Below are 15,040 nucleotides of genomic sequence, written 5' to 3'. Positions count from 1 at the left end.
CCACATCGCGTCACTGAGGAGGAACATCTTGTCCGTCGACATCTCGCGCGTCTCGTTCGACCCGTCGAAGCACTACTCCCGGATCGTCCACCAGCAGGGCCGGGTCACCCTCGACGCGGACGCGAACGAGCAGACCGCCGTCCTGCTGCACTATCTGCGCACCGTCGTCGCCGACGTGCTCGGGCCGGCGGCCGCGCCCCTCGGCGCGCCGGGATTCGCGGTGACCCGGATCGCGCAGGACCCGGACCGCGACCTGGCGATCGGCGCCGGGCGCCTGTACGTGGACGGCGTGCTCGTGGAGAACGACGCCCCGACCACGTACCTGACCCAGCCCGAGGGGTACGTCGACCCGGAGACGGCCCCCGTGCCGGACGGGCCGGCGCTCGCCTACCTCCGCGTCTGGGAACGGGAGATCACCGTCATCCAGGACCCGGCGATCCGCGAGATCGCGCTCGGCGGCACCGGCCCGGACACGGCGGCCCGGACCAAGGTCGTCTGGCAGGTCGCCCTGCACGCCTTCGGGGAGCAGCGGGACCCCGGGAGCGCGGAGGCGTCCTCCTGGTTCCGGTCCTGGCGGGAGGAGCTGGACGCACGGGGCGGGCTGTTGGCCGCGCGGGCCCGGCACGAGCCGAAGGGGCCGGTGGACGCGTGTGTCATCGCGCCCCGGGCGCAGTTCCGGGGTCCGGAGAACCAGCTCTACCGGGTGCAGATCCACACCTCGGGGGTCGGTCTGTTCTCCGGTGACGACCTCGGGCAGCGGGTGGTGCGGCCCCGGCGCAGGGGCCCCGGCAAGGACAAGCTGCCCGAGGCGCCCGTGGCCACCTTCGTGTGGTCGCGGGAGAACGCCTCGGTGGCCCTGCCGGTGGCCTCGGTCGCCGGACCGGTGGTGACGCTGGAGGTGTGGGGCCGCGACCACCGGCTGGGGCTGGACGTCGGGGACTGGGTCGAACTCGTCGACGACGCGACGGCGGTGCACGCCGCGGACGAGGTGCCGGGGGCCCCGCCGCAGCGCATCCACCAGGTCGTCGCCGTCGACGTGCCCGGCCGCACGGTGACGCTCGACTCCGATCCGGCCGCGGGTCCGCCCGGCGGGCAGCCGCCGCTCACGGTGGGCGGGGACCCGGAACTGCACCCGTACCTGCGGCGCTGGGACCACCGTCCGCAGGGGGGCGCGGACGCGCTGCCCGTGGTCCTGGACACGTGGATCGCGCTGGAGGACGGGGTGGAGGTCCGCTTCAGCGGTCCGCAGGAGCCCGAGCAGCCGCGCAAGGACAGGAAGGAGCGGGCTCCGGGGCACTTCCGGCGGGGCGACCACTGGCTCGTGCCGGCCCGGACGATCCCCGGCGACGTGGTCTGGCCGCAGGACGAGGAGGGGCCGGCCGCCGTCGTGCCGCACGGCGTGGTCTACCACTACGCTCCGCTGGCCTACCTGCCCGCCGGGGCCGGTGACCCCGTCCCGCTCGTGACGACGTTCGCGCCGCTTCCCCCCGCGGCGGGGTGAGCGGTGGCCGCGCGCGAGGTGCCCGCCGCCCCCGCCCGGGCCGAGCGGCGGGCCCTGTGGCGGGCCCGCGACCCCGAGGGCCCGGCGGTTCCCGAGCCGGACGGACGGCTGGAGGCGGCGGCCAACCGGTTCGCCGAGCGGTACGAGTCCCTCGCGCACGGGAGCGTACGCCCGATGCCGCGCCTGGACCCGGCGGCCTCGCCGACCGGCGGCGCCGGGGCTCCCCTGGACTCCGCGACGCGGGCGGCGATGGAGCCCCGGCTGGGCTGGGACCTGTCACAGGTACGGGTGCACACGGGGCGCGGCGCCGCCGACTCGGCCGCGGCCCTGGGTGCGCAGGCCTACACGGTCGGTCGGCACATCGTCCTCGGGGACGGCGTACGGCCCGGCTCGGGCGCGGGGCAGCGGCTGCTGGCGCACGAGCTGGCCCATGTGGCGCAGCAGGCCCGCGGGGAGGGGCTGGGCAGGCTCCACATGAAGCGGCTGCCGCCGGCCGGGACGAGGCCGAAGCCGAAGGGCAAGGGCAAGGGCCGCCCGTTCTGGGTGCAGGTGACGCGGGAGATGGACCCGGCGGAGCTGCTGCGGGTGTTCGTCGCCCAGTACTACCAGAGCGTGGACGAGGCGGAGATCAGCCGCCGGGTTCCCCTGTGGCACTGGAGCAGGCCGGGCGGGCTGTCGGCGACCGCCGACGACGTCCTCAACGGCGGGCTCTGGCTGAGCGTCACCGATGTCACGCAGACCGCCCTCGACCGGCTCCCCCAGGCCGAACGGGACCGGATCAACGCGGAGGCGGACCAGCGCTTCTGGGAGCAGAGCGGCCTGCCGCCGGGTACGAAGCTGGGCACGGGACCGCAGGACGCCACCCTGCGCGCCCGCTGGCTCGGGGTCCGCGCCGACGTGGCGGGCGAGCACGAACTGCTGCGGGAGATCCATGCCCTGCCCGAGGACGTCAAGGCCATCCTCTTCGCCGGGCAGAAGCCGCTGGTCCCGGGGGACTACGAGGACGTACTGCGCCTCGGCCGCAGGCTCGACGCGCTGACCCCGGCCCAGCGTGCGGCGTACCGGAACAAGATCACCGGGACGACGACGGACTGGAAGGAACTCGACGCCTCCATCACCCGGTTCGAGGCGCACGAGCGCGGGCGCGAGCTCGACGCGGAGGCCACCGAGGCGGCCGCGGCCACGCTGTTCGGGTGCGAGGACCTGTACCGGTTGTGGAAGCGCCGGAACGCCACGCGCCTGGAGAGCGCCCGCTTCGCGCCCTACACCGCCTACTCGCCCGGACCGGCGCGCAGGGCGACGGAGGCCAGTGACGAGTTCGATGCGGCCCTGGTGCGTCACGGGTTCGCCGACGAGCGGGCGTTCCTGAAGGCGGTGGACAACTACCGGGTGCGGTTTCGCGACGAGGCGGTCAACATCGCGCTCGACGTCCTCGACCACTACGACCACCTGCTGTACGTGGAGCGGGGCAAGCTGCACAGTCCCGGCTACATCGCCGGCCTCGTCTCCCGCATCGCGGAGTCGGGCGCGGCCGGTCTGTACAAGCGGTCCTCCGAGGCGGCGGACATGGCGAGCCTCACCCGGCTCGGCGCTGACCCCGAGTCCCGGATCGAGAAGAGCCGGGCCGCTTCGAAGGCCGCCGAGTACCGGAAGGAGGCCGCCGACCTGCGGAGTTCGGCCGAGGCGGCGGTGGTGAAAGCGGGCGGTGACGACCCGCTGGTCGATCCCGGGAAGCTCGGCCGGGACACCAGCCGCGAGAAGCTCGCAGGGCTCGACGAGCCCTCCGCGCGGCAGTACCTGCTGGAGGTGATCGATGCGCGGCTGGCCGACACGGCCAAGGCCCGCCACGAGTTCACCTACGACCCCGAGCGCGTCTTCAGCCTGGACGGGCTGGTACAGGCGACGAAGCAGAGCCAGGGAGCGGATGCCGGCACGGTGTACGGCGAGATCGTGGACGACCACGTCAAAGCCGTGCGCGACTCGCACGTGTTCACGGCCGTGGTGCTCACGATCATCGCCCTCGTCCTCGCGGTGCTCGTGCCCGTCGGCGGCTGGGTCGCGGCGGCCGCGCTGGTCGGCAACACCGTGCTCAGCGTCTACCAGGCGATGGAGGCGGTGCAGGAGTACCGGAAACAGGCCGTGGAGTACCGGCTGTCGTTCATCGCGGACAGCCCTTCGCTGGCCTGGGTCGTGGTGGCCGTGGCGGCGGCCGCGCTGGACCTGGGCACGACCACGGCCGAGCTGCTCAAGCTGTCTGCGAAGGGGCTCACCAGGCTCGAAGGTCCGCTGCGCGAGTTCGCCGCCGCGGCGGACGCGGAGGGCGCCGCGACCCGTCTGGAGACGCTCGCCGCGAAGATCGACGAGGCCGAGGGGCTCGAACAGGGGGTCAAGGAGGCCCTCAAAACCCACGCGGCGGCCACGGCGGGGCTGGAGAAGGTGCTCGGCACGGTCATGAGCCGGCCGATGGCCTTCGGCGGGGCGGTCGACCCGTTGCTGCTCATGAGGGGCCTGTTCCACTTCGTGCGGAAGGGGGTGAGCTCGCTCACGAAGTTGCGCAAGGAGAAGCAGCTGCTCGATCTCATGGGCGACGTGACCAAGCTGACCGGCGCGGGCAAGGCCGAGCTCGAAGCCGCGTTCAAGGAGGTCAAGGAGATCGTCAAGGTCGGCAAGGCCCGCAGGATGGACGAGGACACGATGCTGGTCTTCGTCGACCGGGCCGCGGCCGCGCGGAAGGTCGGCGCCTCCAGCGAGTTCGAGTCGATCGTGGCGGACATGCGGGCCTGGCATCCCCCGACGGCGGAGCAGGCCGCGGCGGAGAAGGTCTACGTCAAAGCCTGGGAGCAGCTCCAGTCCCTGCGCCAGCTCAAGGAGAAGGCCCAGGCCGATCTCCGGGCCGGGCCGAAGACGCCCTCCGGGGCGACGGACCACGAGCGGATCAAGGAGCTCAAGGACGAGCTCGAAGGCCTCGACGACGTGGTCAAGGCGGACCGGGACGGCAGGACGTGGACGGAACCCGGCCTGATCCCCGCGGCGAAGCGGGACCTGCTGGCGGCCGAGGCCCTCGCCGACGCCGCCCGGGTCAGCCCGGTCAAGCGCATGCGGGCGGTCTTCAACAGCTCCGCCGAGCGCGCGGAGATCGCGGGGGCACACACGGTCGACCAGGTCGGAACCCTGCGGAGGGCCTCGGGGGGTCTGGAGGTCGACCACATCGTCTCGCTGGACCGCATGTCCCAGATGAAGGGCTTCGACAAGCTGAAGCCCCTGGAACGCCAGGGGCTCGCGGTGCGCAAGGACAACCTCGTCCTGATGGACGCGTCGGCGAACTCCTCCAAGGGGCCGCGGAGCTGGTCAGCGTGGGGGAACGCCTCGAACTACTACACCGATCCCGCGGACATCGCGAAGTGGATGGCCAAGGACGCCGAGCTGACCGCGACGATCGAGGCGTGGATCCTCAACACGGTCCGCGGCCGCTGACACCTGCGCAGACGTCCACCGGCGGATCGCGACACCACCCGGACGAGTGCGTTCGCCCGCCCGTGGGCGGGGAAGGGAGAGGGGGCACAGGGAGAGGGGACCGATGCCGTACGACACGTCGCTGCCGGCGCCCGTACTGCGGCTGCTCGGGACGTTCCGGTTCGAGGCGGCCGGTGGCACGGTCACCGTCGAGGCTCCGGGGCAGCGGCTGCTGGCCTTCCTCGCGCTCAACCGGAGCGTCAGCCGGGGGGTCCTCGCCGGGACGCTGTGGCCGGAGGCCGGGGAGGTTCATGCGCAGGGCAGTCTGCGGACCGCCCTGTGGCGGCTGCGCCGCGGCGGCCACCACGTCGTCGACAGCCGCGGCGAGATGCTCTCGCTCCGCGAGGAGGTCACGGTGGACGTGCACGCCTTCCTGCGTACGGCGCTGCGCGTCGTGGACGCCGACGGCGACCCGGGAGACGATCCCTTCCTGGGCCTGCTGTTCGCCGGGGACCTGCTGCCGGGCTGGGACGACGAGTGGGCCCTCTTCGAGCGCGAGCGCATGCGGCAGCTGCGGCTGCACGCGCTGGAATCGCTGAGCGCCCGGCTGACCCGGTCGGGGCGGCACGCGCTCGCCCTGGACGCGGCCCTCACCTGCGTGAGCATCGAGCCGCTGCGCGAGAGCGCGCACCGGGCCGTGGTGGCGGTGCACCTGGCCGAGCACAACGCGGTGGAGGCCGTCCGCCAGTACGGGGCCTTCCGGCGCCTGGTGCGGGCCGAACTCGGCCTGGAGCCGTCGGCGCGGTTCACGGCGATGCTTCCACCGGGGTCGGCCGGCGGGTGGTGACGCCGGGGACGGGAGCGCTCTCGTACGCTCCCCTCCCCCACGCCCCGGGCACCCTGGGTGACTACTCGACCACGAGCTCGACGTCGATGTTGCCGCGGGTCGCCTTGGAGTACGGGCAGACCTCGTGCGCCTGCTTGACCAGCAGGTTGCCGGTCTCACCCGCCAGCGCCTCGGGGAGCTCCACGCGCAGGACCACGGCCAGGCCGAAGCCCGTCGCGTCCTTGCCGATGGCGACCTCGGCCGTGACCGAGACCTCGCTGGTGTCGACCTTGGCCTGGCGGCCGACCAGGCCGAGCGCGCTGGCGAAGCAGGCGGCGTACCCGGCCGCGAAGAGCTGCTCGGGGTTGGTGCCCTGGCCGCTGCCGCCGAGCGCCGGGGGCATGGCGAGCGCGAGGTCGATCTGGCCGTCGGAGCTGACGGTGCGGCCTTCGCGGCCGTTGGCGGTGGCGACAGCGGTGTAGAGCGCGTCCATCTCGGGTGTCCTCTCACGGGGCGGAGGCGGGGCGGCCGGTCGGCGACCCCGCTCCATGAGGATGGCACACAATTCAGTTGTGCACAATTTAATTGCCGATCGAGGCATCCGCGGTACAGTGGCACCATGACCGAGCAGCAGACCGACACCCTCCGCGACCAGGACTTCCTGCGCCTCGACGGCCAGATCTGCTTCGCGCTCAACGCGGCGACCCGCGCCTTCGGGGGCCTGTACCGCGTCGTCCTGAAGGACCTCGGGCTGACCTACCCCCAGTACCTGGTGATGCTGGTGCTCTGGGAGCACGGCGAGCTGCCGGTCAAGGAGATCGGCGGACACCTGCGGCTCGACTCGGGGACGCTGTCCCCGCTGCTCAAGCGCCTCGAAGCGGCCGGCCTGATCCGCCGCGAGCGCAGCCCCGAGGACGAGCGCTCCGTACACGTCCACCTCACCGAGGACGGCCTCGCGCTGCGCGCCCGCGCGGTGGAGGTGCCGCGGCGGATCGCGACCGCCACCGGGTTCGAGCTCGGCGAGATCCGGGACCTCCAGATCCGCCTGCACCGGCTCACCGCCGCCCTCGACGCGGCGGCCGTGGAGCCCGGGACCGAAGAGTCCTAGGGGGTGTCTGGCGGACGTCCGCGACGCCGCGGACACCCGTCAGACACCCCCTAGACCCCTCCGCGGGCCGCGACGGAGCGGGTCGGATCGGGGCGGGCATGCGGTTCGGCCAGCGATCTCATATCAGTGGCCGAATATGGACCTTAATTGGATCTACGCTCCGTGCTTGGATGGCGCCGCAGCCGCAATTCGTTTATGCGTGAACGTTTTTGACGGTCCGGCCGTAACGCCCCGAAGCGCCGAAGTGACGGAGAAGAGACGAACGCCGGGCAGGTCGTAAACAATCCCGGTTGTGACTCGACTTTCACAAGATCCGTTATGTAGGGTTCCATTCATTCACCGACCAACGAGGACGCAGGCCACCCACGCCGCGCCTCCTGCGAATACGTGACCCGACACGGGGGACCAGTCATGCGGTTCCAGCTTTTGGGGCCCTTGAGTATTGCGCACGGCCCGGAAACTGTTGTTCTGAAACCATCCAAACCGACGAGCCTTCTCGCCGCTCTTCTCCTCCGTCCCGGAGCGGTCGTCTCCACCGGCTATTTGCTGCACGCCGTTTGGGACGAGGAGCCGCCCGCCACCGCGCGGGCCGCGCTGCAGACCTGCGTGCTGCGGCTGCGCCGGTTATTCGAGAAGTACGGCATATCCGCGACCACCATCGAGGCCGTGCCGGGCGGTTACCGGATGCCCAACGACAACCGGACCCTCGATCTGGTGCAGTTCCGCTCCCTGGCCGAGGAGGCCGCCGCCTCGGCCGACCCGCAGGAGGAGCTCTACCGGCTGCGGGAGGCCCTGTCCCTGTGGCACGGGCCGCCGCTCGCCAACGTGGCCTCGCTGATGCTCCGGCGCGACGCCGTTCCGGCGCTCGAACAGGAGCGGCTGCGGGTGCTGGAGCGGGTCTGCGACCTCGAACTCGCCGCCGGGAACTGCCATCAGGTGCTCGTCGACCTGTACGAGGGCGCCCGCCGCCATCCGGTGCGCGAGCGCTTCACGGAACAGCTCATCGAGGCGCTCTACCGCACCGGGCGGCAGGCCGAGGCCCTCGCCGAATACCGGACCGTACGGGAACGGCTGCGTGACGAGCTGGGGGTCGACCCCGGGGCCGGGCTGCGCCGCCTGGAGATGGCGATCCTGCGGGCCGAGGAGATCGGGCCGCCGCCGACCGCCCGACCCGCCGTGCACCGGGCGGACCTGCACCGGGCCGACGTCCACCGGGCCGACGTCCATCCAGCTGGCTCCCGGCCTCCGGCCCTGCCGGCCCCGGCGCCGCCCGCCGCGGGCGGCCGGGTCGCCGAGCGCGGCGCGCTGCCGCCCGTCCCCGGCTTCGCCGGGCGTGCGGCCGACCGCAAGGCCATGGTCGAGCAGCTCACCTCGACGGACGGACCGCGGCTGGTCATCGTCTCGGGGGCACCCGGCATCGGCAAGTCCGCGCTGGCCCACCAGTGCGCGTACGAGGCCCAGGGCGCCTTCCCCGGCGGCGTGTTCAGCATCGCGCTGACCCGACCCGGCGGGGACGGCGTGAGCACCGACGAGGCGCGCGGGCTGCTCCCGGAACCGGACCGCGACGGGCGCCGGCGGCTGCTGGTGCTCGACGACGCGGCCGGGGCCGGCCAGGTGCTGTCACTGCTCCCCCGGACCGGGGACGCGGCCGTGCTCGTCACCAGCCGGCGCGGGCTCGCGGCCGTCGCCGCCACCCACGGCGGGGCGGTCCACCGCCTGGACGTGCTCGGTCCCGCGGAGGCGTACGAACTGCTCGCCGGGCTGGTCGGAGCCGGACGGATCGCGGCCGAGGACCGCTCCGCCCACCGGCTGGCCGCAGTCTGCGGGCACTTCCCGCTCGCCCTGCGGATCGCGGCGGGCCGGCTGCTGACCCGGCCCGGGCTCTCCGTCGCCGACTGCGCGGCCTGGCTGGCGGAGGACGCACCCGCCCGGCTCGCCCTCGCCGAGGACGTCCGGCTGTCGGTGCCCGAGGTGTTCGGTCGGGCGCTGGACGCGCTCGCACCGGAGCAGCGGGACGCCTTCCTGCGGCTCGGCTCGCTCGGCCGGGAGGCCGCCCTCACGGCCGTGGCGGGCGAGGGCGTACTCGAACAGCTGGTGGACGCCGGGCTGCTGGAGGACGGACCGCCGGGCCCTCATCCCTACCGGCTCCATCATCTGCTTCGCGTCTACGCGCGTTGGTACACCGAGCGGCGGCTGGACGCCGTACTGCCCGCACCGCTCTGACCTCCACCGCTCTCCCGTTCTCCCCTCCTCGTTCTCCCCTCCCTTCTCCCACCGCTCCCAGACCGCAATCAGGGGTGCCCCATGTCCCAAGCCAGCTACGAGTCCGTCGCAGCCACCCGGCCCAGGATCCGCCGGGACGTGCTGTTCACGCAGACGCCGGACGGCGTGCTGTTCCACAACTCCGACGGCGGTTTCCGCCTGGCCGCCAAGACGGCGTACCGGTTCGCCACGCTGATCGTCCCGCACCTCACCGGCGAGTACACGGTCGCCGAGATCTGTCAGGGCATGGGCGATCCCCAGCGGGCGATGGTCGGCGAACTCGTCAGAACCCTGTACGACCGGGACTTCGCGCGGTCGGCGCGTGAGGACACCGGCCGCTCGGTGCTGCCGCCCGACGTGGCACGGCGGTTCGCACCGCAGATCGCGTACGTGGAGCACTACGCCGACGACGCCGAGGCCCGCTTCCTGCGCTTTCGCGGCGCACGGGTCGCGGTGCTCGGCGACGACGCCGTCGCCCGCTGGTGCGCCCTGAGCCTGGTGCGCAACGGCTGCGCGGTCGTCGGCGTGCTGCCGCAGGCGGACCGGGACGTGCTGGACATCGATGTCGCGCAGGCCCTCGCCGACGGCTGCCCGGTGGAGGTACGCACCCTGCCCGGCGGCGAACAGGACCTCGACTGGGCGGCGTTGGGCGAGTACGACACCGTCGTGGTGACGGGCGGACGCACGGCTCCGGCGCGCCTGCTCCCGCTGCTGCGGGCCGGGATCCCCGAGGGCCGCACGCTGCTGCCCGCCTGGACCTACGGCTCCGACGCGGTGATCGGCCCGCTCATGACGCCCGGCACCCCGGGCTGTTGGGCCTGCGCGGCGCTGCGGATGGGCGCGGCGCGCGGGGAACCGGGAGCGTCGGCGGAGCTGTGGAGCGCCCTGGCGCTGCCGGGCGTCCCGGAGGCCTCCGGACCGGTGCCGGGGCGTCCGCTGGCCGCGATGATCGGCAACCTGCTGGGGTACGAGGTGTTCCGCGCGGCCTCCGGGGCGCTGCCCGCCGAGACGGCCGAGCGGCTGCTCGTGCAGGACATGGAGTCGCTGGACGTCACCGCCGAGCCGCTGCTGGCGCACCCGCGCTGCCCGTTCTGCGCCGGTGGCGGCGCGCAGGCGCAGGCCGAAGCGGTGGACCTCGCCTCGGCGGGCACTTCGGGCGTGCCCGCGCTGCCGACCCTGGAGACGGCCCGCGAGGCGGACGCGCTGGTCGAGGAGCTGAACCGGCGCTCGGAGCTGGTGCGCCCCTACGCCGGGGTGTTCACGCGGTTCGCCGACGAGCCGCTGACCCAGATACCCCTGAAGCTCGGTGTGGTCGAGCTGGGCATCGGGCATGCCGGGAGGCGCTCGATCGCCGCCTTCGACGTCCATCACGTGGCCGGGGCGCGGATGCGCGCGCTGGACGCGGCGGCGCTCGTGTACGCCGAGCACGTCGTGCCGGCGCGCGGGCTGGTGACCGGGGCCGCGGCGGCCGACGGGGCGCCGGAACTCGCCCTCGCCACCGAACTGGCCCTCGCCACCGGCCTGCCCGGGGCGGCGGCCGCGACCGCCGCGCACCAGCAGGCCGTCTCGCTGCTCACGAAGGAGCCCGTGCTCGTCCCCGCCGGAGCGGTGCGCCCGTTCGGGCCGCACAACGGCGACCGGGCCTTCGAGCGCACCCGGGCCGGGGCGGGCGCGGGACCGACTCCCGCGGACGCGGCCGCCGCCGGGCTCGCCTCGGCGCTCGGGTACGACGCGCTGCTGCGCGCCGTACGGGGTGCGGCGACGGGCCTGGTGCCGCTGCCCGCGACCGGTGCGGGGGCCGGCTCCGATGCCGAGCTGGTCTTCCTCGTACGGTCGGCGGAGCGGCTGGAGCTGCCCGTCGAGCTGCTGGACCTCGGGGAGGGCGAGCGCAGCGGAGTACACGTGCTGCTCGCGCGCTCCGGCGGGCGCTGGGCCCTGGGCAGCGATCCCGACCGCCGGTCGGCGGCCGTCGGCGCGCTGCGGGAGCTGCTGGGCTCGGTGCAGTTCGAGCGCGACGAGGCCGGCGGCCCGGGCGCGGGGGCCGCGGCCGATACCGGCGACCCGCTGCTGCGCGATCTCGACCCCCGCGCCCTGGCGGTGTCCGGGGCGGCCGACCCGGCCGACGACGGCCGCGCCGCCGTCGGCTGGGCGCAGGTGCTGGACCGCCTCGCGTCGGCGGGCCGGGACGCGTACGCGGTCCCGACGGGCTCGCCCGACCTGGCCTCGGCGGGCATCCACACGGTGCGGGTGCTCCTCACCGCCGCCCGGGAGCCGCGCGGATGACCCGAAGCCACGCCGTGCGCGAAGCCCCGGCCGGGCCCGGGGCCGGTCTCACGGACGCTCTCGCCGACGGGCTCGGGGGCGCCGCGGTCGCCGAGCGGTTCGCCGGGCTGCTCGCGCGGGCGCTGACGGCCCTGGACGGCCCGCGCGTGGAACTGTCCGTGCTGGGGCTGCGCAACGCCTTCGCCGAGGCGGCGCCGGGCGGCAGCGGGGACGGGGCCGTGCCGGTCCGCCTCTACGGGCATCAGGCCGTGGTCGGTCCGCTGCCCGCGCACGGTCCGGGCTGCGGCCGCTGTCTGGAGCGGCGGTGGCAGGCCGTACGGTCCGTCGCGCTGCGGGACGCGCTGGAGCTGGGCGGCGGGACCCGGGCCGCGGGCGAGTGGCCGTACGCCCACGCCTTCGCCGCCGAGGCCCTGGCCGCGCTGGTGACGGCGGCAGCGGCGGCGCCGGCTCCCGGGCCGTTCCCCGACGTACGGGTGCTGGACCTGCGCAGCGGCCGCGTGCGCCGTTATCCGCTGGTGCCCGACCCGGAGTGCCCCCGGTGTGCCAGGCCGGGAGCGGACGTCCCGGTCGTGCTCGATCCGGGGCCGGCGCCGGCGTACCGGCCGGGGGCGTTCCGTACCCGGCCCATCGAGGCGTACGGCATCGACATCGCCGCGTTCGCCAACCCCCTGTGCGGGGCCCTCGGGCCCTCGCTCGTCCAGGACGTCTCCTCGACCTCCACGTCGGCGACCATCGGCTGTTTCTCGATGCGGTCGGGTGCGTACCTGCGCGAGACGTTCTGGGGCGGGCACACCGACTCCTTCGACCACAGCGCGCGGGTCGGGGTCCTGGAGGGGTTGGAGCGGTACGCGGGGATGCGCGCCCGCTCGCGCAGGACCGGCGTGTTCGGATCGCTCGACCGGTTCGGCGCGGACGGCGCCGTCGATCCGCGCGAAGTCGGCCTGTACAGCGAGGAGTTCTACCGGGACAACCCGCGGGTGCGGCCCTTCGCGCCCGATCGCGAGATCCCCTGGGTGTGGGGGTGGTCGCTGCGCGACCGCGTACCGCGCCTGGTGCCGGAAGTCCTGACGTACTATCACGCGCCCGGTATGGAGAACCGGTTCGTCCAGGAGAGCTCCAACGGCTGTGCCTCCGGCGGGAGTCTGGCCGAGGCCCTCTACTTCGGCCTGCTGGAGGTCGTGGAGCGCGACGCCTTCCTGCTGGCGTGGTACGGGCGTCAGGCCCTGCCCGAGATCGACCCGGCGACCAGCACCCGCGCGCACACCCGGGCCATGGTGGACCGCCTGGCGCTGTACGGGTACCGCGCGCGCTTCTTCGACAACCGGATCAGCTTCCCGATCCCGGTGGTGACAGCGGTCGCCGAGCGCTTCGACGGGGGCCCCGGCCGGATGTGCTTCGGCGCGGGCGCCGGACTGGATCCGGAGGCCGCGCTCGCCTCCGCCCTGTGCGAGATCGCGACGGACGCGGTGAACCTGACCGGGCGCACCGAGCGCGACGGGGCCCGACTGCGGGCGATGGCCGCCGACTTCGGCCTGGTGACCGCGCTGCACGATCATCCGCTGGTGTACGGGGTCCCGGAGATGGGCCGGCACGCCGACTTCCTGCTGCGCGCGCCGGACCCGGGTCCGCTGCGGCCGGTGGCCGCCCTGCGCCCGCCCGACGCCGCGGTCGCCGGGGCCCCGGACGACGTACGCACGCACCTGGAGCGGTGTGTCGCGGCCGTGGCGGCCGGCGGGTTCGACGTCGTGGCCGTCGACCAGACCCTGCCGGAGCAGCGGGCACTCGGCCTGCACACGGTGAGCGTGCTGGTGCCGGGACTGCTGCCGATCGACTTCGGCTGGTCGCGCCAACGGGCGCTCGGCATGCCCCGGATGCGGACCGCGCTGCGCGCGGCGGGGCTGCGCGGGCGCGACCTGGAGCCCGGGGACCTCAACCCGGCTCCGCATCCCTTTCCCTGACCTCGATCGACCCTCGAACGCAGGAGGACACCCGTGGGCTACGCCCATGACTACGCCAACGCCATCATGCATCGAGGCCGGGTCCCGATGGAGCCCGCCGACTTCGTGCCCGACTGGGCGGACCGGCCGCGGAAGGCGAAGTTCTACCCGGGGGCGGAGACCCTGCCCCTGCCCGAGCCCGCGGCCGCTCCGGGGTCGGCCGGGGCAGCGGGAGCTACAGGCAGCGGGTTCACCCTGCCGCTGCTCTCCGGGATGCTCCAGGACTCGTACGGGCTGACCGGGCGCCGGCTGGGCGTACAGGCCAATACCGACCTGGCGGCGCTCCCCCACTACACGCAGGCCAACTGGTCCCGGGGCACGGCCTCCGGCGGCGGCCTCTACCCGATCGGCGTCCACTGGGCCGCGGGCGCGGGCGGACCGCTCACCCCGGGGCTGTACCACTACGCCCCGCACCAGCACGGGCTGCGCCGGCTGCTGACCGGCGATGTCACCGGTGACATACGCGAGGCCCTGGGCCCGGACGGGCCCGCGGCCACCCAGTACCTCGTCCTCGGGGTCAAGTACTGGCAGAACGCCTTCAAGTACAACAGCTTCTCCTTCCACGCCGTGAGCATGGACGTGGGCGCCCTGCTCCAGACCTGGCGGCTGTGGGCGCGGCCGTACGGGCTGCGGATCGCGCCGGCGCTGTGGTTCGACGAGGAGCGGCTCGCGCGGCTGCTGGGCGTGGCGCCCGAGGAGGAGGGGATCTTCGCGGTCGTCCCGCTGCAGTGGGCGGGCGCCCCGGCGGACTCCGCCGTCCCCGCCTCCGTCCCCGCCCCCGTCTCCCGCCCCGCCCCTGCCTCCGGCCCCGCCCCCGCCGCGGTGCGACGCCGCGACGCCGAGCGCTCCCGTACCGTCCTGGCCTTCGAGACCCTGCGCCTCGTCCACGAGGCCACCCTCGGCCGGGCCGCCGACCGCCCGTCCCCCGGCGCGCTCGACGCGGCCGCCGCGCACCCGGTGCGCGGCGCCGACCCGGTGGCGCTGCCCGCGCCCGCCGCCGCGCCCGTCGGCGTGCGGGAGGCCCTGCGGGCGCGGCGCAGCAGCTTCGGGCGCTTCGACGCCACCCGGCCGGTCACTGCGGAGCAGTTGGCCGCCGCGCTCGCCGACTGCGCGGCCACGGCACCGGGCAGCGAGGCCGAACGGCCGGACGGGCCGCGGCTGACCTCGCTGTACGCGTTCGTCAGCCACGTCGAGGGGGTGGACCCCGGCACGTACGCGTACGATCCGGCGGCCCACGCGCTGCGCCTGGTGGTGCCCGGCCCGCCCGGACCGTTCCTGCAGCGCAACTACTTCCTCTCCAACTACAACCTGGAGCAGGCGGCCGCGGTGCTCGTGCCTACCGTGCGGACCACCGCCGTCCTGGACGCGGTGGGCGACCGCGGCTACCGGCTGGTGGGCGCCGCCGTCGGCGCCCTCGCGCAGACCTTCTACACCACCGCCGCGGCCCACGGGCTGGGCGCGGGGGTGGCCCTCGGCTTCGACAACATCAGTTACGTCGAGGAACTGGGGCTCACCGGCACCGACGAGGCACCCCTGCTGATCATGCTGCTCGGCCACGAACGGCCGCGGCCCGCCGACTTCCGGCACGAGATCGCGTGATGGGGGCCCGA

9 protein-coding genes are annotated in these 15,040 nt (G+C 74.3%); 8 read left to right on the top strand and 1 reads right to left on the bottom strand.

Annotated features, from left to right (window positions below):
* Window positions 1–28 precede the first annotated feature (28 nt).
* The 3 genes from ACZ7GJ_RS20795 to ACZ7GJ_RS20785 all read left to right on the top strand — a co-directional run bounded on the left by ACZ7GJ_RS20795 (window position 29) and on the right by ACZ7GJ_RS20785 (window position 5,801).
* Window positions 29–1,501, top strand: a complete 1,473-nt coding sequence (locus ACZ7GJ_RS20795) for a DUF6519 domain-containing protein (RefSeq protein WP_470753594.1) — start codon at window positions 29–31, stop codon at window positions 1,499–1,501.
* Between the two features lie 3 nt (window positions 1,502–1,504).
* Window positions 1,505–4,975 carry an eCIS core domain-containing protein gene (locus ACZ7GJ_RS20790; RefSeq protein WP_470753592.1) on the top strand — a complete coding sequence of 1,157 codons (3,471 nt, stop codon included), beginning with the start codon at window positions 1,505–1,507 and terminating at the stop codon, window positions 4,973–4,975.
* A 103-nt stretch (window positions 4,976–5,078) separates the two neighbouring features.
* Window positions 5,079–5,801: an AfsR/SARP family transcriptional regulator gene (locus tag ACZ7GJ_RS20785; RefSeq protein WP_470753591.1), complete on the top strand. Its 723-nt coding sequence runs from the start codon at window positions 5,079–5,081 to the stop codon at window positions 5,799–5,801.
* 61 nt (window positions 5,802–5,862) lie between these two features.
* Here ACZ7GJ_RS20785 and ACZ7GJ_RS20780 read toward each other — a convergent pair whose 3' ends face one another.
* Window positions 5,863–6,273: an organic hydroperoxide resistance protein gene (locus ACZ7GJ_RS20780; protein ID WP_365922647.1), complete on the bottom strand. Its 411-nt coding sequence runs from the start codon at window positions 6,271–6,273 to the stop codon at window positions 5,863–5,865.
* Between the two features lie 126 nt (window positions 6,274–6,399).
* Here ACZ7GJ_RS20780 and ACZ7GJ_RS20775 point away from each other — a divergent pair, with 126 nt between their 5' ends.
* From ACZ7GJ_RS20775 to ACZ7GJ_RS20755, 5 genes are all read left to right on the top strand, one after another.
* Window positions 6,400–6,888, top strand: coding sequence for a MarR family winged helix-turn-helix transcriptional regulator (locus ACZ7GJ_RS20775; RefSeq protein ID WP_470753589.1), 489 nt, complete (start codon window positions 6,400–6,402; stop codon window positions 6,886–6,888).
* A gap of 411 nt (window positions 6,889–7,299) precedes the next feature.
* Window positions 7,300–9,111, top strand: coding sequence for an AfsR/SARP family transcriptional regulator (locus ACZ7GJ_RS20770; protein ID WP_470753587.1), 1,812 nt, complete (start codon window positions 7,300–7,302; stop codon window positions 9,109–9,111).
* 81 nt (window positions 9,112–9,192) lie between these two features.
* Window positions 9,193–11,433: a TOMM precursor leader peptide-binding protein gene (locus ACZ7GJ_RS20765; protein WP_470753585.1), complete on the top strand. Its 2,241-nt coding sequence runs from the start codon at window positions 9,193–9,195 to the stop codon at window positions 11,431–11,433.
* Window positions 11,430–13,391, top strand: coding sequence for a TOMM precursor leader peptide-binding protein (locus ACZ7GJ_RS20760; RefSeq protein ID WP_470753584.1), 1,962 nt, complete (start codon window positions 11,430–11,432; stop codon window positions 13,389–13,391). The genes ACZ7GJ_RS20765 and ACZ7GJ_RS20760 overlap by 4 nt, the downstream gene beginning before the upstream one ends.
* A gap of 33 nt (window positions 13,392–13,424) precedes the next feature.
* Window positions 13,425–15,029, top strand: coding sequence for a SagB family peptide dehydrogenase (locus ACZ7GJ_RS20755; protein WP_470753583.1), 1,605 nt, complete (start codon window positions 13,425–13,427; stop codon window positions 15,027–15,029).
* Window positions 15,030–15,040: the final 11 nt, after the last annotated feature.

The organism is Streptomyces sp. NPDC037242 (assembly GCF_055604165.1).
The sequence above is the reverse complement of the archived record's forward strand: the minus strand, read 5'-3'. Positions and strand labels throughout refer to the sequence as shown.

Coding starts and splice junctions, on each gene's coding strand:
- ACZ7GJ_RS20775 (WP_470753589.1), top strand. CDS start 6,400: ATGACCGAGCAGCAGACCGACACCCTCCGCGACCAGGACTTCCTGCGC.
- ACZ7GJ_RS20780 (WP_365922647.1), bottom strand. CDS start 6,273: ATGGACGCGCTCTACACCGCTGTCGCCACCGCCAACGGCCGCGAAGGC.
- ACZ7GJ_RS20760 (WP_470753584.1), top strand. CDS start 11,430: ATGACCCGAAGCCACGCCGTGCGCGAAGCCCCGGCCGGGCCCGGGGCC.
- ACZ7GJ_RS20785 (WP_470753591.1), top strand. CDS start 5,079: ATGCCGTACGACACGTCGCTGCCGGCGCCCGTACTGCGGCTGCTCGGG.
- ACZ7GJ_RS20765 (WP_470753585.1), top strand. CDS start 9,193: ATGTCCCAAGCCAGCTACGAGTCCGTCGCAGCCACCCGGCCCAGGATC.
- ACZ7GJ_RS20770 (WP_470753587.1), top strand. CDS start 7,300: ATGCGGTTCCAGCTTTTGGGGCCCTTGAGTATTGCGCACGGCCCGGAA.